Origin of the sequence: Actinacidiphila rubida (genome assembly GCF_900110255.1) — a bacterium.
GTDB lineage: Bacteria > Actinomycetota > Actinomycetes > Streptomycetales > Streptomycetaceae > Actinacidiphila > Actinacidiphila rubida.
The window spans coordinates 1-18,124 of sequence record NZ_FODD01000018.1 but is presented as its reverse complement, the minus strand read 5'-3'; the positions used below and the strand labels follow the sequence as shown (position 1 = coordinate 18,124).

Sequence of the window (18,124 nt, the reverse complement as noted above, 5' to 3'; positions counted from 1 at the left end):
TGAGGTCCTCGACGCACGTCCCTCAGGGCGGTCGCTCCCACGCGGAGCGGCCGCCCTGCGGCATCATGGAGAGATGCTGGCCGGCGATGCGGATCGGGACCGCGCGGCGAACGTCCTCAAGGACGCGTTCGTGGAAGGCCGGTTGACCCAGTCCGAGTACGAGGACCGGATCGGCCGGGTCTTCCAGGCGCGCACGTACCGGGAGCTGGACGTGCTCACCGCGGACGTGCCGCGGCCTGTGCCGTCGGTCACGGCGCCGCTGCGGCCGCCGCGCACCAACTCCTACGCGGTCGCCTCGCTGAGCTGCGGCATCGCCGGCACGCTGCTGGGCCTGCCGGCCATCCCCGCGGTGATTCTCGGCCACCTGGCGAGGCGCCAGATACGCCGCACCGGCGAGCAGGGCGACGGGATGGCGGTGGCCGGCCTGGTGCTCGGCTACATCGTCTCCGCGGCGCTGGCGGTGTCCCTCGCGGTGATCGTCCTGGCCATCGTGATGGTGGCGTCCGGAGGGTGAGACCGGGGGGCGTTTCGGGCCCGTATGCATTTGTTTTGACCGCAGCCGATGCGGTAGGTACGCTCTGACCTTGTGCCTGGGGTGTGCCCGGGTTCTTGTGCGTGCCGTCGGACCGCACGGGAGCCCCGAGGCCCGTGACACCCGCATCCAGCACCCTTCCGGGATTTTCGGAATATGTGCGAGGTGCGCGACACACCCGACCGCGTGGGTCGGTCCCCAGGTTAGAAGTATCGAGATCGGCACACAGAAACCGGAGAAACGGTGCCTACGATCCAGCAGCTGGTCCGGAAGGGCCGGCAGGACAAGGTCGAGAAGAACAAGACGCCCGCGCTGAAGGGGTCCCCCCAGCGCCGTGGCGTCTGCACGCGTGTGTACACGACCACCCCCAAGAAGCCGAACTCGGCGCTGCGCAAGGTCGCCCGTGTGCGCCTCACCAGCGGCATCGAGGTCACCGCTTACATCCCGGGTGAGGGCCACAACCTGCAGGAGCACTCGATCGTGCTCGTGCGCGGTGGCCGTGTGAAGGACCTGCCGGGTGTTCGCTACAAGATCATCCGCGGTTCCCTCGACACGCAGGGCGTCAAGAACCGTAAGCAGGCCCGCAGCCGCTACGGCGCCAAGAAGGAGAAGTAAGAATGCCTCGTAAGGGCCCCGCCCCGAAGCGCCCGGTCATCATCGACCCGGTTTACGGCTCCCCGCTGGTGACGTCCCTCGTCAACAAGATCCTCCTGCACGGGAAGCGCTCCACCGCCGAGCGCATCGTGTACGGCGCTCTCGAGGGCGTCCGCGAGAAGTCCGGCGCCGACCCGGTCATCACGCTGAAGCGCGCACTCGAGAACATCAAGCCGACCCTCGAGGTCAAGTCCCGCCGCGTCGGCGGCGCGACCTACCAGGTGCCGGTCGAGGTCCGTCCGGGCCGCCAGAACACCCTGGCGCTGCGCTGGATGGTCGGCTACTCCCGCGCGCGTCGCGAGAAGACCATGACCGAGCGTCTGATGAACGAGATCCTCGACGCCAGCAACGGTCTGGGCGCCTCGGTGAAGCGCCGCGAGGACACGCACAAGATGGCCGAGTCCAACAAGGCCTTCGCGCACTACCGCTGGTAGTCAGCAACCCCATCGAGAACCGAGAGAAGACTGAGCCACATGGCCACCACTTCGCTTGACCTGGCCAGGGTCCGCAACATCGGGATCATGGCCCACATCGACGCGGGCAAGACGACGACCACCGAGCGGATCCTGTTCTACACCGGTGTTTCCTACAAGATCGGTGAAGTCCACGACGGCGCTGCCACGATGGACTGGATGGAGCAGGAGCAGGAGCGCGGCATCACGATCACGTCCGCCGCGACCACCTGTCACTGGCCCCTGAACGATGTCGATCACACGATCAACATCATCGACACCCCCGGGCACGTCGACTTCACCGTCGAGGTGGAGCGTTCGCTCCGCGTGCTCGACGGTGCCGTGACGGTGTTCGACGGCGTCGCCGGTGTGGAGCCGCAGTCCGAGACGGTCTGGCGTCAGGCCGACCGTTACGGCGTTCCCCGCATCTGCTTCGTCAACAAGCTCGACCGTACCGGCGCCGAGTTCCACCGCTGCGTCGACATGATCGTGGACCGCCTCGGCGCGACCCCGATCGTGATGCAGCTGCCGATCGGCGCCGAGGCCGACTTCAAGGGCGTGGTCGACCTCGTCCGCATGAAGGCCCTGGTGTGGTCCGCCGAGGCGACCAAGGGCGAGATGTACGACACCGTCGACATCCCGGCCACGCACACCGAGGCGGCCGACGAGTGGCGCGGCAAGCTGCTGGAAGCCGTCGCCGAGAACGACGACGACATGATGGAGCTGTACCTCGAGGGCACCGAGCCCACCGAGGACCAGCTGTACGCGGCGATCCGCCGCATCACCATCAACTCCGGCAAGGGCGGCGGCACCACCGTCACCCCCGTGTTCTGCGGTACCGCGTTCAAGAACAAGGGCGTGCAGCCCCTGCTCGACGCGGTCGTGCGCTACCTGCCCTCTCCCGTCGACATCGAGGCCATCGAGGGCCACGCGGTGAACGACGCGGAGCAGGTCGTGACGCGCAAGCCGTCGGACGACGAGCCGCTGTCGGCTCTCGCGTTCAAGATCATGAGCGACCCCCACCTGGGCAAGCTCACCTTCGTCCGGATCTACTCCGGTCGCCTCGAGGCGGGTTCGGCCGTGCTGAACTCGGTGAAGGGCAAGAAGGAGCGCATCGGCAAGATCTACCGCATGCACGCGAACAAGCGTGAGGAGATCGACTCGGTGGGCGCCGGCGACATCGTCGCCGTCATGGGCCTGAAGCAGACCACCACCGGTGAGACGCTGTGCGACGACAAGAACCCGGTCATCCTGGAGTCGATGGACTTCCCGGCGCCGGTCATCCAGGTCGCGATCGAGCCCAAGTCCAAGGGTGACCAGGAGAAGCTGGGTGTCGCCATCCAGCGTCTCGCGGAGGAGGACCCCTCCTTCCAGGTCCACTCGGACGAGGAGACCGGCCAGACCATCATCGGCGGCATGGGCGAGCTGCACCTCGAGGTGCTGGTCGACCGCATGCGGCGCGAGTTCAAGGTCGAGGCCAACGTCGGCAAGCCGCAGGTCGCGTACCGCGAGACCATCCGCAAGGCGGTCGAGCGGGTCGACTACACCCACAAGAAGCAGACCGGTGGTACCGGTCAGTTCGCGAAGGTGCAGATCGGCATCGAGCCCATCGAGGGCGGCGACGCTTCCTACGAGTTCGTCAACAAGGTCACCGGTGGCCGCATCCCCCGCGAGTACATCCCGTCGGTGGACGCCGGTGCGCAGGAGGCCATGAAGTTCGGCATCCTGGCCGGCTACGAGATGGTGGGCGTGCGGGTCATCCTGCACGACGGCGCCTTCCACGAGGTGGACTCCTCGGAGCTCGCCTTCAAGATCGCCGGCTCGCAGGCCTTCAAGGAGGCCGCGCGCAAGGCCAGCCCCGTGCTCCTCGAGCCGATGATGGCCGTCGAGGTCACCACGCCCGAGGACTACATGGGCGACGTCATCGGCGACCTCAACTCCCGCCGTGGCCAGATCCAGGCCATGGAGGAGCGCAGCGGCGCCCGGGTCGTCAAGGGCCTGGTCCCGCTGTCCGAGATGTTCGGCTACGTCGGCGACCTGCGGTCGAAGACCTCGGGCCGGGCCAGCTACTCCATGCAGTTCGACTCCTACGCCGAGGTTCCGCGGAACGTCGCCGAGGAGATCATCGCGAAGGCCAAGGGCGAGTAGGACCGCGTTTCTTTCGCGGTGTCTCCCACCCCTTAGGCTTGACAGCAGGCTTCGGGGTATTTCCGGTGCGTTCGTACCGGAGTACCGGAAATACCCCGGCAGTCGGCATTCCAGCAAAGATCACCTGGCGCCGATGAAGCAAGGCGTACAGATCCACTCCCAGGAGGACCCCAGTGGCGAAGGCGAAGTTCGAGCGGACTAAGCCGCACGTCAACATCGGCACCATCGGTCACATCGACCACGGTAAGACGACCCTTACCGCGGCGATCACCAAGGTGCTGCACGACGCGTACCCGGACCTGAACGAGGCTTCGGCCTTCGACCAGATCGACAAGGCTCCCGAGGAGCGCCAGCGCGGTATCACCATCTCCATCGCGCACGTCGAGTACCAGACCGAGTCGCGTCACTACGCCCACGTCGACTGCCCCGGTCACGCGGACTACATCAAGAACATGATCACCGGTGCCGCGCAGATGGACGGCGCGATCCTGGTGGTCGCCGCGACCGACGGCCCGATGCCGCAGACCAAGGAGCACGTGCTCCTGGCCCGCCAGGTCGGCGTTCCCTACATCGTGGTGGCCCTGAACAAGGCCGACATGGTGGACGACGAGGAGATCCTGGAGCTCGTCGAGCTCGAGGTCCGCGAGCTGCTCTCCGAGTACGAGTTCCCGGGCGACGACCTGCCGGTCGTGCGCGTCTCCGCGCTCAAGGCCCTCGAGGGCGACAAGGAGTGGGGCGAGAAGCTCCTCGGCCTCATGTCGGCCGTGGACGAGGCGATCCCGACCCCCGAGCGTGACGTCGACAAGCCGTTCCTGATGCCGATCGAGGACGTCTTCACGATCACCGGTCGTGGCACCGTCGTCACCGGTCGTATCGAGCGTGGCATCCTCAAGGTCAACGAGACCGTGGACATCATCGGTATCAAGACCGAGAAGACCACCACCACGGTCACCGGCATCGAGATGTTCCGCAAGCTGCTCGACGAGGGCCAGGCCGGTGAGAACGTCGGTCTGCTGCTCCGCGGCATCAAGCGCGAGGACGTCGAGCGCGGCCAGGTCATCATCAAGCCGGGTTCGGTCACGCCGCACACCGACTTCGAGGCCCAGGCCTACATCCTGTCGAAGGACGAGGGTGGCCGCCACACGCCGTTCTTCAACAACTACCGCCCGCAGTTCTACTTCCGTACCACGGACGTGACCGGCGTCGTGACCCTCCCCGAGGGCACCGAGATGGTCATGCCGGGCGACAACACCGCCATGACGGTTCAGCTGATCCAGCCGATCGCCATGGAAGAGGGCCTGAAGTTCGCCATCCGCGAGGGTGGCCGGACCGTCGGCGCCGGCCAGGTCACCAAGATCAACAAGTGACCTCGCGCCCGCGGCGGGCCTAGCCGTGCGAAGGGCCCCGAGTGCATCCGCACTCGGGGCCCTTCGGCGTTCCCGCGGCCGCGCGCCAGGCGCGGGCACGGGGGGAGTCAGACGGAGATCCGGGCCTGGACCGTCCGCGCGCTCGCCGGGCGCGGGTAGCTGACGGCGATGGCGCCGTCGGGGGTGGGGACCGCGGTCGGGTAGTCGCCGGGGCGCGGCAGGCCGGTGCCGGGCCGGGCGACGACGGGGCCGCCGGGCGTGGTCTGCGCCCAGTGGTGGATGGTGTCGCGGCCCGCGGCGAAGACGTGGACGCGGCCGGCCCGGTCGGTGAGCGCGGCCAGGCCCTCCTGGACCTCGCCGCCGCCCAGGTTCTGCCAGGGGCCCCAGCCGGTGGTGTCCAGCACCCGCGTGCTCAGGCCCTTGGCGGCGTTGCGGACGAACACGTGCACCCGGCCGTCGGCCGTGGCCAGGGCCACCGGCGCACCGACCCGCCGGCACCGGTCGCCGTGCTCGGGGCTGCCCAGCGACGTCCAGCGGCCGTCCCGCCAGAGCACCACGTCACGGGTGTTCGGGCCGCCGTGGCCCTCGATCTCGGTGAACCGCAGCGCGAACAGCCAGGCGTCGCCGCCGGGCCGCGGCAGGGCGCTCAGCGCCGGCGCCAGCTGCCCGCCGCCCAGGTCCCGCGGGGCGCCCCAGACGCCGGGGCGGGTCTCGGCGCGGCGGGCCACGCCGCTGCCGAGGACCTCGTAGGAGATGCGCCGGCCGGGCGTGCCGACCACGGCGGACGGCGGGGTGCCGGGGTAGCGGCGGTGCGTGGAGCGCACCCAGCCCTTGGGGTTGGTCAGCGGCTGGTTGCGGCCCTGCCCGTAGTCGCCGCAGCCGCCGGGGTTGCCGCAGGCCCAGTTCGCGTCGCCGCCGTACTGGAAGAGCAGCCGGCCCTTGAGGGCGACGGTGGCCGGCGGCAGGTTGAACGGCCAGCGCTGGTTGTAGTAGCCGCGGTAGACCGCGGTGCGGAAGGCGGGGAGGGCCGCGGCGCGGCCGCGGCCGGCGCCGGGGGCGGTGTCGGCCCCGACGGCCCCCACGGCGCCGGAGGTGCCGGCGGCCGCGGTGGCGGCCCAGCGGCGTATCGCCTTCCAGGTGAAGAGCGCGGTCGCGGTGTGGTCGCGGTGGTCGGAGAAGCCGGGCTGGTCGCTGTTCTTGGGGTGGGTGGCGTCGTGGACCTGGATGTCGGGGTCCGGGTCCAGGGTGCGTATCAGGGTGGGCCGGAAGTGGCCGAGCAGCCCGGCGAGCGCGGTGACCAGGCTGTCGTGGGTCCAGACGGCCGGCTGGTCGGCGGGGGAGGGGGCGCCCTCGGCGACCACGTAGCGCAGGGTGATGCCGGGCTTGTCCCACATCAGCGGCAGGCTCGCGTTCCAGCCGCCGGTCTCGTGCATCGACACCTGGAGGAACACCAGCGTCGCGTGGGCGCGGCCGTTCGAGAGGGTGTCGACCTCGGCGTAGGGGCCGCCGGAGGAGGGCAGCAGGCTGATCACCTCGCGGTGCCAGGGGGTGAAGTGCGGCAGCCCGAGCATGGTGGCGTAGGCCTGGCGCAGGCCCTGGTGGCGGGCGGAGGAGTAGGCGGCCAGGTCGTGGACGTGGGAGTGCCGGCCGTCCGGCTCGTGGTTGACGCCGGTGGACTCGCCGCCGGTGACGTACACGGACACCAGGGGGACCCCGGACTGCAGCGTGTGCAGGGTGTCGGGGTTCATGAAGTACAGGTCGTCGTCCGGGTGGGCGAGGAACTGCATGACCAGCGGCGCGTCGCCGGTGCGGTAGGCCTGGGCGACGGCGGGGGCCGCGGGCGTCCTGGGCCGCGGGTGGCTCGGCCCGCAGCCGGCCAGCGCGGCACCGGCCGCGGTCACCCCCGCGGCACCCAGCAGAGCGCGCCGGGACGGCGGCCTCGGTGGAGTGTCGTTCACACGCCGTCTGAGTGCACCGCGGGCGGAAGAGTTCCCTCCGGCGGATGTGATTCGTGTCGGCCCTGCCCAGGGGCCGTGAGCCGGGCGCGGGCGGACGGCGGGTGGGCTGCGGGTTGTCTGCGGGGGGTCCGCGGATGCCCGGGTTGCCGTGCGCCGCCGGTCAGTTGGCGGACGTCAGGCGGGTCGCGGGTTTGACGGCGGTGGGGGGAGGGGTATGCTGCCGGGCTCGATTGGCGTGGGCCATGTCCCATATGGCACACTAGCCAAGTTGCTCGGTCGAGCGCCGATGCTGCGCGCCTCCCGTCGGGAGGACCGGAAGCGAGTCCCACAGTACTCGTCGCCCTATCTGCCCTGCGGGGCAGCGCTGGGGCGGACGTACGGGAATCTTCCGGGAAGCGTCAGTGCGGCTCCGATCAGGCATCCGGTGGGAATCTCTCCCACGCAACCCCCTGGTGCAGGGTGATCCGGCATGCGTGCGTGCGGGCAACTATGTGCGAGGGGCGCGACACGCCCGACCGCGTGGGTCGGGGAAGCGGATGCCAAGAGCGGATAGAGACAAGGACTACGGAGTAGCCATGGCGGGACAGAAGATCCGCATCCGGCTCAAGGCCTATGACCACGAGGTCATCGACTCCTCGGCGAAGAAGATCGTCGAGACGGTGACCCGCACTGGTGCACAGGTCGCGGGCCCGGTGCCGCTGCCCACTGAGAAGAACGTGTACTGCGTCATCAAGTCGCCGCACAAGTACAAGGACTCGCGCGAGCACTTCGAGATGCGCACGCACAAGCGTCTGATCGACATCCTCGACCCGACCCCCAAGACCGTCGACTCGCTGATGCGCCTGGACCTTCCGGCCGGCGTTGACATCGAGATCAAGCTCTGAGGGCCGGTGATCTGAGAGATGGCTAAGCAGATCAAGGGCATCCTGGGCGAGAAGCTCGGCATGACGCAGGTCTGGGACGAGAACAACCGTGTCGTCCCGGTGACCGTCGTCAAGGCCGGCCCCAACGTCGTGACCCAGGTGCGTACCAACGACATCGACGGCTACGAGTCGGTCCAGATCGCCTTCGGCGAGATCGACCCGCGCAAGGTGAACAAGCCCCTCAAGGGCCACTTCGCCAAGGCCGACGTCACCCCGCGCCGCCACCTGGTGGAGCTGCGTACCGCCGACGCCGGCGACTACTCGCTCGGCCAGGAGATCACCGCTTCGGTGTTCGAGGCGGGCGTCAAGGTCGACGTCACCGGCAAGAGCAAGGGCAAGGGCTTCGCCGGTGTCATGAAGCGCCACAACTTCCGTGGCCTCGGCGCCGGACACGGTGTCCAGCGCAAGCACCGCTCCCCGGGCTCCATCGGCGGTTGCGCCACCCCGGGTCGCGTGTTCAAGGGCCTCCGCATGGCGGGCCGCATGGGCAACGAGCGGGTCACCACCCAGAATCTGACCGTTCACGCCGTTGACGCGGAGAAGGGTCTGCTGCTCATCAAGGGCGCGGTTCCCGGTCCGAACGGCGGCCTCGTCCTGGTCCGCACCGCGGCCAAGGGGGCCTGAGGATATGAGCACCATTGACATTCTGTCGCCCGCCGGCGACAAGGCCGGGACCCTTGAGCTCCCGGGCGAGATCTTCGACGCGAAGGTCAGCATCCCGCTGATCCACCAGGTCGTCGTCGCGCAGCTGGCCGCCGCCCGTCAGGGCACGCACAAGGTCAAGACGCGTGGCGAGGTCCGCGGTGGTGGCAAGAAGCCGTACCGCCAGAAGGGCACCGGCCGCGCGCGCCAGGGTTCGACCCGTGCGCCGCAGTTCGCCGGCGGTGGCGTCGTGCACGGCCCCGTGCCGCGCGACTACTCGCAGCGGACGCCCAAGAAGATGAAGGCCGCCGCCCTGCGCGGTGCCCTCACCGACCGGGCGCGCCACAACCGCATCCACGTGGTCACCGGCGTCGTCGAGGGTGAGAACCCCTCCACGAAGTCCGCGAAGACCCTGTTCGGCAAGATCAGCGAGCGCAAGAACCTGCTCCTGGTCGTCGAGCGTGCCGACGAGGCCGCGTGGCTGTCCGCCCGCAACCTGCCCCAGGTGCACATCCTGGACGCCGGCCAGCTGAACACGTACGACGTGCTCGTCTCGGATGACGTGGTCTTCACCCAGGCCGCCTTCGAGCGGTTCGTCGGTGTCGGTAACGGCGCCGCCGAGACCGAAGGGAGCGACGCCTGATGGCCGAGCAGACCGCGATCACCAGCAAGACCTTCACGGACCCGCGCGACCTCCTGGTCAAGCCGGTGGTCTCCGAGAAGAGCTACGCGCTGCTGGACGAGAACAAGTACACGTTCGTCGTCGACCCGCGCGCCAACAAGACCCAGATCAAGCAGGCCGTCGAGGCGGTCTTCCAGGTCAAGGTCACCGGGGTCAACACGATCAACCGGCAGGGCAAGCGCAAGCGCACCCGCACCGGTTTCGGCAAGCGTGCCAACACCAAGCGCGCCATCGTGACCCTTGCCGAGGGCGACCGCATCGACATCTTCGGCGGTCCGGTCTCCTAACGGGGACCGGATCGAGTCGAAGTCCGGAATATTCCGAGGACTGAGAAATGGGTATCCGCAAGTACAAGCCGACGACCCCGGGCCGTCGTGGCTCCAGCGTCGCCGACTTCGTCGAGATCACGCGGTCCACGCCGGAGAAGTCGCTGGTCCGCCCGCTGCACAGCAAGGGCGGCCGTAACAACGCCGGTCGTGTGACCGTCCGCCACCAGGGCGGTGGCCACAAGCGCGCCTACCGTGTCATCGACTTCCGTCGGCACGACAAGGACGGCGTGCCCGCCAAGGTCGCGCACATCGAGTACGACCCCAACCGCACCGCGCGCATCGCGCTGCTGCACTACGCGGACGGCGAGAAGCGCTACATCCTCGCGCCGGCCCGCCTGCAGCAGGGTGACCGGATCGAGAACGGCCCCAACGCCGACATCAAGCCGGGCAACAACCTGCCGCTGCGCAACATCCCGGTCGGTACCACGATCCACGCGATCGAGCTGCGGCCCGGTGGCGGCGCGAAGATCTCCCGCTCCGCGGGCGCTTCCGTGCAGCTGCTGGCGAAGGAAGGCACCATGGCCACCCTTCGCATGCCGTCCGGCGAGGTCCGGATGGTCGACGTCCGCTGCCGCGCCACGATCGGTGAGGTCGGCAACGCCGAGCAGTCGAACATCAACTGGGGCAAGGCCGGCCGCATGCGGTGGAAGGGCGTCCGCCCGACCGTCCGCGGTGTCGCCATGAACCCGGTGGACCACCCGCACGGTGGTGGTGAAGGCAAGACCTCCGGTGGTCGCCACCCGGTCTCGCCGTGGGGCCAGAAGGAGGGCCGTACGCGCTCTCCCAAGAAGGCGAGCAGCAAGTACATCGTCCGCCGCCGCAAGACGAACAAGAAGCGCTAGGAGCGGGTGTAGATGCCGCGCAGTCTCAAGAAGGGGCCCTTCGTCGACGACCACCTGAGCAAGAAGGTGGATGTCCAGAACGAAGCAGGCACCAAGAACGTCATCAAGACCTGGTCCCGCCGCTCGATGATCGTCCCGGCCATGCTCGGCCACACGATCGCGGTGCACGACGGCCGTAAGCACGTCCCGGTGTTTGTCACTGAGTCGATGGTCGGCCACAAGCTCGGCGAGTTTGCGCCGACCCGCACCTTCCGCGGCCACGAGAAGGACGACCGCAAGTCGCGCCGTCGCTGATCGAACGAGATCAAGCGTGCCGACTTCGACGACACAGTCAGACACTGAAGGGACAACCATGGAAGCCAGGGCCCAGGCGCGGTACATCCGCGTCACGCCCATGAAGGCCCGCCGCGTGGTGGACCTCATCCGTGGCATGAACGCCACGGAGGCTCAGGCGGTCCTGCGTTTCACGCCGCAGGCCGCGAGCGTGCCGGTGGGCAAGGTGCTGGACAGCGCCATTGCCAACGCCGCGCACAACTACGACCACACGGACGCCGAGTCTCTGTACGTGACCGAGGCATTCGTGGACGAGGGTCCGACCCTGAAGCGGTTCCGGCCGCGCGCCCAGGGCCGTGCCTACCGGATCCGCAAGCGGACCAGCCACATCACCGTGGTCGTCGCCAGCAAGGAAGGGACCCGGTAATGGGCCAGAAGGTTAACCCGTACGGGTTCCGGCTCGGTGTGACCACGGACTTCAAGTCCCGCTGGTACGCCGACAAGCTGTACAAGGACTACGTCAAGGAAGACGTCGCCATCCGCCGGATGATGACGCAGGGCATGGAGCGGGCCGGCATCTCCAAGGTGGAGATCGAGCGCACCCGTGACCGCGTCCGCGTCGACATCCACACCGCCCGGCCGGGCATCGTCATCGGCCGTCGCGGCGCGGAGGCCGACCGTATCCGCGGTGACCTGGAGAAGCTGACCGGCAAGCAGGTCCAGCTGAACATCCTCGAGGTCAAGAACCCGGAGATGGACGCCCAGCTGGTGGCCCAGGCCGTCGCCGAGCAGCTGTCCTCCCGTGTCTCCTTCCGCCGTGCCATGCGCAAGAGCATGCAGGGCACGCTGAAGGCCGGCGCCAAGGGCATCAAGATCCAGTGCGGTGGCCGTCTCGGCGGCGCCGAGATGTCCCGCTCGGAGTTCTACCGCGAGGGTCGGGTTCCGCTGCACACCCTGCGCGCGAACGTGGACTACGGCTTCTTCGAGGCCAAGACCACCTTCGGCCGGATCGGTGTGAAGGTCTGGATCTACAAGGGCGACGTCAAGAACATCGCCGAGGTCCGCGCTGACAACGCCGCCGCCCGTGCCGGCAACCGCCCGGCCCGCGGTGGGGGCAACGAGCGTCCGCAGCGCCGCGGTGGCGAGCGCGGTGGCCGTGGCCGTCGTCCTCAGACGGAAGGTGCCCAGGCCCCCAAGGCCGAGGCGACCGCCACCGTCGAGGCCCCGGCTGCGGAGACCCCCGGAACGGAAGGCTGAGTAACCCATGCTGATCCCCCGCAGGGTCAAGCACCGCAAGCAGCACCACCCGAAGCGCGACGGCATGGCCAAGGGCGGCACGGAGCTGGCGTTCGGCGAGTACGGCCTGCAGGCCGTCACGCCCGCCTACGTGACGAACCGGCAGATCGAGTCCGCTCGTATCTCCATCACCCGTCACATCAAGCGTGGCGGCAAGGTCTGGATCAACATCTACCCGGACCGCCCGCTGACCAAGAAGCCCGCCGAGACCCGCATGGGTTCCGGTAAGGGTTCGCCGGAGTGGTGGATCGCGAACGTCAAGCCCGGTCGGGTGATGTTCGAGCTGTCTTTCCCGAACGAGAAGGTTGCTCGTGAGGCGCTCACCCGCGCCGCGCACAAGCTTCCGATGAAGTGCCGCATCGTGCGGCGCGAGGCAGGTGAGCTGTGATGGCGGCCGGTACCAAGGCGACCGAGCTGCGCCAGCTGGGCGACGAGGAGCTCGTCGGCAAGCTGCGTGAGGCCAAGGAGGAGCTGTTCAACCTCCGTTTCCAGGCGGCCACCGGACAGCTGGAGAACAACACCCGGCTCAAGACCGTCCGCAAGGACATCGCCCGGATCTACACCCTGATGCGTGAGCGCGAGCTGGGCATCGAGACGGTGGAGAGCGCCTGATGAGCGAGAAGAATGTGACTGAGACGACCGAGCAGCGCGGCTTCCGCAAGACCCGTGAGGGCCTCGTGGTGAGCGACAAGATGGACAAGACCGTCGTGGTCGCCGTCGAGGATCGTGTGAAGCACGCCCTGTACGGCAAGGTCATCCGGCGCACCAACAAGCTCAAGGCGCACGACGAGCAGAACGCCGCCGGCATCGGCGACCGCGTCCTCCTGATGGAGACCCGGCCGCTCTCGGCGACGAAGCGCTGGCGCGTCGTGGAGATCCTCGAGAAGGCCAAGTAAGGCCCAGTAATCCCTGAGCGGGTGTCCGCTCAGGACCGTTCCGTCAGGCTCGGCGGGGGCGTGGAGACGCGCCCCCGCCGGGAACCGACGCGACACACAGGAGAAAGACGTGATCCAGCAGGAGTCGCGACTTCGCGTCGCCGACAACACTGGTGCCAAGGAGATCCTTTGCATCCGTGTTCTCGGTGGCTCCGGTCGCCGCTACGCGGGCATCGGTGACGTCATCGTCGCCACCGTCAAGGACGCGATCCCCGGTGGCAACGTGAAGAAGGGCGAGGTCGTCAAGGCTGTCGTCGTGCGCACCGTCAAGGAGCGCCGCCGTGCCGACGGCTCGTACATCCGCTTCGACGAGAACGCGGCCGTCATCCTCAAGAACGATGGCGACCCGCGTGGCACCCGTATCTTCGGCCCGGTCGGCCGTGAGCTGCGCGAGAAGAAGTTCATGAAGATCGTCTCGCTCGCGCCGGAGGTGCTGTAACCGATGAAGATCAAGAAGGGCGACCTGGTCCAGGTCATCACCGGTAAGGACAAGGGCAAGCAGGGCAAGGTCATCGTGGCCTACCCCACGCTGGACCGTGTCCTCGTCGAGGGTGTCAACCGGGTCAAGAAGCACACCAAGGCCGGCCAGACCGACCGCGGTTCCAAGACCGGCGGCATCATCACCACCGAGGCGCCGATCCACGTCAGCAACGTGCAGCTGGTTGTTGAGAAGGACGGCAAGAAGGTCGTGACCCGCGTCGGCTACCGCTTCGACGACGAGGGCAACAAGATCCGCGTTGCCAAGCGGACCGGTGAGGACATCTGATGACTGCCACCACTACGGCACCGCGTCTCAAGACGCGCTACCGCGAGGAGATCGCGGGCAAGCTGCGTGACGAGTTCAAGTACGAGAACGTCATGCAGATCCCCGGTCTCACCAAGATCGTGGTCAACATGGGTGTGGGCGACGCCGCCCGCGACTCCAAGCTGATCGAGGGCGCCATCCGCGACCTCGCCACGATCACCGGCCAGAAGCCGCAGGTCACCAAGGCCCGCAAGTCCATCGCGCAGTTCAAGCTGCGTGAGGGCCAGCCGATCGGTGCCCACGTCACCCTCCGCGGTGACCGCATGTGGGAGTTCCTGGACCGTCTGCTGTCGCTCGCGCTGCCGCGCATCCGCGACTTCCGTGGTCTGTCCCCCAAGCAGTTCGACGGCCGGGGCAACTACACCTTCGGTCTCACGGAGCAGGTCATGTTCCACGAGATCGACCAGGACAAGATCGACCGCGTCCGGGGTATGGACATCACCGTGGTCACCACGGCGACCAACGACGCTGAGGGCCGTGCGCTCCTTCGTCACCTCGGCTTCCCGTTCAAGGAGGCGTGAGCCGTGGCGAAGAAGGCTCTCATTGCCAAGGCCGCTCGCAAGCCCAAGTTCGCTGTGCGCGCGTACAACCGCTGCCAGCGCTGCGGCCGGCCGCACTCCGTGTACCGCAAGTTCGGCCTGTGCCGCGTGTGCCTTCGTGAGATGGCTCACCGCGGCGAGCTGCCGGGCGTGACCAAGAGCTCCTGGTAATCCGCGCGTTCGGATTCCAGGACTCTCGGTAAGCAGCTGGACGGCGAGAGCTCCACTCTTCCTCCCGTAAGGTAGAGGGGTTGGGCGCTCGCCGCCCGCACCGACTTACTACGCCGTAGGTCCACCGCACCGCACCCGTCCCCACGTGCTGGGGGAGAGGGATGGCGCACCAGGAAACCCCGGCGAGAGAGGCCCAAGGCCAACACATGACCATGACCGACCCCATCGCAGACATGCTGACCCGTCTGCGTAACGCGAACTCGGCGTACCACGACGACGTGTCGATGCCGTTCAGCAAGATCAAGTCGCACATCGCGGAGATCCTCCAGCAGGAGGGCTACATCACCGGCTGGAAGGTCGAGGAAGCCGAGGTCGGCAAGAACCTCGTCCTCGAGCTGAAGTTCGGCCCGAACCGTGAGCGCTCGATCGCCGGCATCAAGCGGATCAGCAAGCCGGGTCTGCGGGTCTACGCAAAGTCCACCAACCTGCCGAAGGTGCTCGGCGGCCTGGGCGTGGCGATCATCTCCACGTCCCACGGTCTGCTCACCGGCCAGCAGGCGCAGAAGAAGGGCGTGGGTGGGGAAGTCCTCGCCTACGTCTGGTAACCGGGAAAGCGAGGTATAGCAATGTCGCGCATCGGCAAGCTGCCCATCTCGGTTCCCGCCGGAGTGGACGTCACCATCGACGGCCGGACGGTCGCGGTGAAGGGCCCCAAGGGCTCCCTCACCCACACCGTCGCCGCGCCGATCGAGATCGCGAAGGGCGAGGACGGCACGCTGCACGTCACGCGTCCCAACGACGAGCGTGTTTCGAAGGCCCTCCACGGCCTGTCCCGCACGCTGGTGGCGAACATGATCACCGGCGTGACCGCGGGCTACAGCAAGGCACTGGAGATCAGCGGTGTCGGCTACCGCGTCCAGGCGAAGGGCTCCAACCTGGAGTTCGCCCTGGGCTACAGCCACCCGATCCTCGTCGAGGCCCCTGAGGGGATCTCCTTCAAGGTCGAGTCCCCGACCAAGTTCTCGGTCGAGGGCATCGACAAGCAGAAGGTCGGCGAGGTGGCGGCCAACATCCGCAAGCTGCGGAAGCCCGACCCGTACAAGGCCAAGGGCGTCAAGTACGCCGGCGAGGTCATCCGCCGCAAGGTCGGAAAGGCTGGTAAGTAGCCATGGCATACGGTGTGAAGATCGCCAAGGGCAAGGCGTACAAGGGTGCCGCGCTCAAGCGCCGGCACATCCGGGTCCGCAAGCGGATCTCCGGCACCTCGGAGCGTCCGCGCCTCGTGGTGACGCGGTCCAACCGCGGTATCACGGCGCAGGTCATCGACGACCTCGCGGGCCACACGCTCGCGTCGGCGTCGACCCTCGACACGTCCATCCGCGGCGGCGAAGGCGACAAGAGCGCCAAGGCGAAGCAGGTCGGCCAGCTCGTGGCCGAGCGTGCCAAGGCCAAGGGCGTCGAGGCGGTCGTGTTCGACCGCGGCGGCAACCAGTACGCGGGGCGCATCGCCGCCCTCGCGGACGCCGCCCGTGAAGCCGGCCTGAAGTTCTGAGCCGCCCGTCGCGCCAGCGACTGAGTTTCGCTGCGCAGCTAGCGGAAAACGAAGAGAGGTAATTCCAATGGCTGGACCCCAGCGCCGCGGAAGCGGTGCCGGTGGCGGCGAGCGACGGGACCGTAAGGACAGGCGGGACGGCGGCCAGCAGGCCGAGAAGACCGCCTACGTCGAGCGGGTCGTCGCGATCAATCGCGTCGCCAAGGTTGTGAAGGGTGGTCGTCGCTTCAGCTTCACCGCGCTGGTCGTGGTGGGCGACGGTGACGGCACCGTCGGTGTCGGTTACGGCAAGGCCAAGGAGGTGCCGGCCGCCATCGCCAAGGGTGTGGAGGAGGCCAAGAAGCACTTCTTCAAGGTCCCCCGTATCCAGGGCACCATCCCGCACCCCATCCAGGGCGAGAAGGCCGCGGGCGTCGTCCTGCTCAAGCCGGCTTCCCCCGGTACCGGTGTGATCGCCGGTGGCCCGGTGCGTGCCGTGCTGGAGTGCGCGGGCATCCACGACGTGCTGTCCAAGAGCCTCGGCTCGGACAACGCGATCAACATCGTGCACGCCACGGTGGCCGCTCTCCAGGGCCTTCAGCGGCCCGAGGAGATCGCCGCCCGCCGCGGTCTGCCGATCGAGGACGTCGCGCCGGCGGCCCTGCTGCGCGCACGTGCCGGGGTTGGTGTGTGATGGCGCGCCTGAAGGTCACGCAGACGAAGTCCTACATCGGCAGCAAGCAGAACCACCGTGACACCCTGCGTTCGCTCGGCCTGAAGCGGCTGAACGACGTGGTGGTCAAGGAGGACCGCCCGGAGATCCGCGGCATGGTCCACACCGTCCGCCACCTCGTCACGGTCGAGGAGGTCGACTGATCATGGGTGACAACCCGATCAAGATCCACAACCTCCGTCCGGCCCCCGGCGCCAAGACCGCCAAGACCCGCGTGGGTCGTGGTGAGGCGTCCAAGGGCAAGACGGCCGGTCGTGGCACCAAGGGCACCAAGGCCCGCTACCAGGTTCCGGAGCGCTTCGAGGGTGGGCAGATGCCCCTCCACATGCGTCTCCCGAAGCTCAAGGGCTTCAAGAACCCGTTCCGCACCGAGTACCAGGTCGTCAACCTGGACAAGCTCGCCTCCCTCTACCCCGAGGGTGGTGAGGTCACCGTGGCCGACCTGGTCGCCAAGGGTGCCGTGCGCAAGAACCAGCTCGTCAAGGTGCTCGGCACCGGCGAGGTCTCCGTGGCGCTGCAGGTGACCGTTGACGCGGTCTCCGGCTCCGCCAAGGAGAAGATCGCCGCCGCCGGCGGCAGCGTGACCGAGCTCGTCTGAGGTCTGTGTCACATCGAACGGGGATGCCCAGCAGCACGGGCATCCCCGTTCCGGCGCTTTACCGGTGTGCTTATGTCCTCACTGTGAACCCTGCCGTGCTATTGCTGCCCGGCTGGTCATTCTCAGTGGGGGTACCGCGCCGGTAAGGTGGCCAACGCTGCTCTTTTCCGAACCCTCATCAGACCGTCCTTCCGCCGTGGCGCGGGGGGTGCAGGAGGCACCGTGCTCACCGCGTTCGCCCGGGCGTTCAGGACGCCCGACCTGCGCAAGAAGCTGCTCTTCACGCTGAGCATCGTGGTGGTCTACCGGCTCGGCGCGCATGTGCCGGTGCCAGGTATCGACTACACCGTGGTCAATGAGTGCATCAAGGACACGAAGGGCAACAACAGCCTCTTCGGCCTGGTGAACATGTTCAGCGGCGGCGCGCTGCTGCAGCTGACCATCTTCGCGCTCGGGATCATGCCGTACATCACGGCGAGCATCATCCTGCAGCTGCTCACGGTGGTGATCCCGCGCCTGGAGGCCCTCAAGAAGGAGGGGCAGGCCGGCACCACGAAGATCACGCAGTACACGCGGTACCTGACCGTCGCGCTCGCCGTGCTCCAGGGCACCGGCCTGGTGGCCACCGCCCGTTCCGGCAGCCTGTTCTCGAACTGCACGCAGGCCTCGCAGATCGTGCCGAACCAGTCGATCTTCACCACCATCACGATGGTC

The 18,124-nt window shown here is 68.0% G+C and carries 28 protein-coding genes; 27 read left to right on the top strand and 1 reads right to left on the bottom strand.

Annotated features, from left to right (window positions below; genetic code table 11):
• The first annotated feature begins 73 nt into the window (after nt 1–73).
• The 5 genes from BMW99_RS18745 to tuf all read left to right on the top strand — a co-directional run bounded on the left by BMW99_RS18745 (nt 74) and on the right by tuf (nt 5,153).
• Entirely contained in the window at nt 74–514 is a 441-nt protein-coding gene (locus BMW99_RS18745) for a DUF1707 and DUF4190 domain-containing protein (RefSeq protein ID WP_069462604.1), read from the top strand.
• A gap of 261 nt (nt 515–775) precedes the next feature.
• Nucleotides 776–1,147, top strand: coding sequence for a 30S ribosomal protein S12 (gene rpsL, locus BMW99_RS18740; protein ID WP_014144289.1), 372 nt, complete (start codon nt 776–778; stop codon nt 1,145–1,147).
• Between the two features lie 2 nt (nt 1,148–1,149).
• Complete coding sequence (rpsG, locus tag BMW99_RS18735; RefSeq protein WP_069462603.1) at nt 1,150–1,620, top strand: 30S ribosomal protein S7; 471 nt, start codon at nt 1,150–1,152, stop codon at nt 1,618–1,620.
• A gap of 39 nt (nt 1,621–1,659) precedes the next feature.
• Entirely contained in the window at nt 1,660–3,786 is a 2,127-nt protein-coding gene (gene fusA, locus BMW99_RS18730; protein WP_069462602.1) for an elongation factor G, read from the top strand.
• 173 nt (nt 3,787–3,959) lie between these two features.
• Nucleotides 3,960–5,153, top strand: a complete 1,194-nt coding sequence (gene tuf / locus BMW99_RS18725; RefSeq protein ID WP_069462601.1) for an elongation factor Tu — start codon at nt 3,960–3,962, stop codon at nt 5,151–5,153.
• A 107-nt stretch (nt 5,154–5,260) separates the two neighbouring features.
• Here tuf and BMW99_RS18720 read toward each other — a convergent pair whose 3' ends face one another.
• Nucleotides 5,261–7,111, bottom strand: a complete 1,851-nt coding sequence (locus BMW99_RS18720) for a PIG-L family deacetylase (RefSeq protein WP_075017188.1) — start codon at nt 7,109–7,111, stop codon at nt 5,261–5,263.
• A 575-nt stretch (nt 7,112–7,686) separates the two neighbouring features.
• Here BMW99_RS18720 and rpsJ point away from each other — a divergent pair.
• The 22 genes from rpsJ to BMW99_RS18610 all read left to right on the top strand — a co-directional run.
• Nucleotides 7,687–7,995 carry a 30S ribosomal protein S10 gene (rpsJ, locus tag BMW99_RS18715; RefSeq protein ID WP_014144312.1) on the top strand — a complete coding sequence of 103 codons (309 nt, stop codon included), beginning with the start codon at nt 7,687–7,689 and terminating at the stop codon, nt 7,993–7,995.
• Nucleotides 7,996–8,013: 18 nt separating this feature from the next.
• The gene (rplC, locus tag BMW99_RS18710) at nt 8,014–8,658 is read left to right on the top strand and encodes a 50S ribosomal protein L3 (protein WP_069462157.1); all 645 of its coding nucleotides are present in this window, start codon (nt 8,014–8,016) and stop codon (nt 8,656–8,658) included.
• Nucleotides 8,659–8,662: 4 nt separating this feature from the next.
• The gene (gene rplD, locus BMW99_RS18705; RefSeq protein ID WP_069462156.1) at nt 8,663–9,319 is read left to right on the top strand and encodes a 50S ribosomal protein L4; all 657 of its coding nucleotides are present in this window, start codon (nt 8,663–8,665) and stop codon (nt 9,317–9,319) included.
• On the top strand, nt 9,319–9,645 hold the full coding sequence (rplW, locus tag BMW99_RS18700; RefSeq protein ID WP_069462155.1) for a 50S ribosomal protein L23: 327 nt from the start codon (nt 9,319–9,321) through the stop codon (nt 9,643–9,645). The genes rplD and rplW overlap by 1 nt, the downstream gene beginning before the upstream one ends.
• Nucleotides 9,646–9,692: 47 nt before the next feature.
• On the top strand, nt 9,693–10,529 hold the full coding sequence (rplB, locus tag BMW99_RS18695) for a 50S ribosomal protein L2 (RefSeq protein WP_069462154.1): 837 nt from the start codon (nt 9,693–9,695) through the stop codon (nt 10,527–10,529).
• Between the two features lie 12 nt (nt 10,530–10,541).
• Complete coding sequence (gene rpsS / locus BMW99_RS18690; RefSeq protein ID WP_014054167.1) at nt 10,542–10,823, top strand: 30S ribosomal protein S19; 282 nt, start codon at nt 10,542–10,544, stop codon at nt 10,821–10,823.
• A 58-nt stretch (nt 10,824–10,881) separates the two neighbouring features.
• On the top strand, nt 10,882–11,229 hold the full coding sequence (rplV, locus tag BMW99_RS18685) for a 50S ribosomal protein L22 (RefSeq protein ID WP_069462153.1): 348 nt from the start codon (nt 10,882–10,884) through the stop codon (nt 11,227–11,229).
• A complete protein-coding gene (rpsC, locus tag BMW99_RS18680) occupies nt 11,229–12,059 on the top strand; it encodes a 30S ribosomal protein S3 (protein ID WP_069462152.1) in 831 nt (276 codons plus the stop codon). Before rplV ends, rpsC begins: the two co-directional genes overlap by 1 nt.
• A gap of 7 nt (nt 12,060–12,066) precedes the next feature.
• The gene (rplP, locus tag BMW99_RS18675; protein ID WP_069462151.1) at nt 12,067–12,486 is read left to right on the top strand and encodes a 50S ribosomal protein L16; all 420 of its coding nucleotides are present in this window, start codon (nt 12,067–12,069) and stop codon (nt 12,484–12,486) included.
• Nucleotides 12,486–12,710, top strand: coding sequence for a 50S ribosomal protein L29 (gene rpmC, locus BMW99_RS18670; protein WP_069462150.1), 225 nt, complete (start codon nt 12,486–12,488; stop codon nt 12,708–12,710). The genes rplP and rpmC overlap by 1 nt, the downstream gene beginning before the upstream one ends.
• Entirely contained in the window at nt 12,710–12,994 is a 285-nt protein-coding gene (rpsQ, locus tag BMW99_RS18665) for a 30S ribosomal protein S17 (protein WP_069462149.1), read from the top strand. Before rpmC ends, rpsQ begins: the two co-directional genes overlap by 1 nt.
• Before the next feature lie 109 nt (nt 12,995–13,103).
• Nucleotides 13,104–13,472 (top strand): 50S ribosomal protein L14, encoded by a 369-nt coding sequence (gene rplN, locus BMW99_RS18660; protein ID WP_069462148.1) that lies wholly within the window; start codon nt 13,104–13,106, stop codon nt 13,470–13,472.
• 3 nt (nt 13,473–13,475) lie between these two features.
• Entirely contained in the window at nt 13,476–13,799 is a 324-nt protein-coding gene (gene rplX / locus BMW99_RS18655; RefSeq protein ID WP_069462147.1) for a 50S ribosomal protein L24, read from the top strand.
• Entirely contained in the window at nt 13,799–14,359 is a 561-nt protein-coding gene (rplE, locus tag BMW99_RS18650; protein WP_069462146.1) for a 50S ribosomal protein L5, read from the top strand. The genes rplX and rplE overlap by 1 nt, the downstream gene beginning before the upstream one ends.
• A 3-nt stretch (nt 14,360–14,362) precedes the next feature.
• On the top strand, nt 14,363–14,548 hold the full coding sequence (locus BMW99_RS18645) for a type Z 30S ribosomal protein S14 (RefSeq protein ID WP_030890724.1): 186 nt from the start codon (nt 14,363–14,365) through the stop codon (nt 14,546–14,548).
• A gap of 206 nt (nt 14,549–14,754) precedes the next feature.
• Nucleotides 14,755–15,153 carry a 30S ribosomal protein S8 gene (gene rpsH / locus BMW99_RS18640; RefSeq protein ID WP_069462145.1) on the top strand — a complete coding sequence of 133 codons (399 nt, stop codon included), beginning with the start codon at nt 14,755–14,757 and terminating at the stop codon, nt 15,151–15,153.
• Between the two features lie 21 nt (nt 15,154–15,174).
• The gene (gene rplF / locus BMW99_RS18635; protein ID WP_069462144.1) at nt 15,175–15,714 is read left to right on the top strand and encodes a 50S ribosomal protein L6; all 540 of its coding nucleotides are present in this window, start codon (nt 15,175–15,177) and stop codon (nt 15,712–15,714) included.
• 2 nt (nt 15,715–15,716) lie between these two features.
• Nucleotides 15,717–16,100: a 50S ribosomal protein L18 gene (rplR, locus tag BMW99_RS18630; RefSeq protein ID WP_069462143.1), complete on the top strand. Its 384-nt coding sequence runs from the start codon at nt 15,717–15,719 to the stop codon at nt 16,098–16,100.
• A 67-nt stretch (nt 16,101–16,167) separates the two neighbouring features.
• The gene (gene rpsE / locus BMW99_RS18625) at nt 16,168–16,773 is read left to right on the top strand and encodes a 30S ribosomal protein S5 (protein ID WP_031524774.1); all 606 of its coding nucleotides are present in this window, start codon (nt 16,168–16,170) and stop codon (nt 16,771–16,773) included.
• Nucleotides 16,773–16,955, top strand: coding sequence for a 50S ribosomal protein L30 (rpmD, locus tag BMW99_RS18620; RefSeq protein WP_037912396.1), 183 nt, complete (start codon nt 16,773–16,775; stop codon nt 16,953–16,955). Before rpsE ends, rpmD begins: the two co-directional genes overlap by 1 nt.
• A gap of 2 nt (nt 16,956–16,957) precedes the next feature.
• Nucleotides 16,958–17,410: a 50S ribosomal protein L15 gene (gene rplO / locus BMW99_RS18615; protein WP_069462142.1), complete on the top strand. Its 453-nt coding sequence runs from the start codon at nt 16,958–16,960 to the stop codon at nt 17,408–17,410.
• A gap of 222 nt (nt 17,411–17,632) precedes the next feature.
• On the top strand, nt 17,633–18,124 hold a 492-nt coding region (locus BMW99_RS18610; protein ID WP_407640301.1), incomplete at its 3' end, for a preprotein translocase subunit SecY.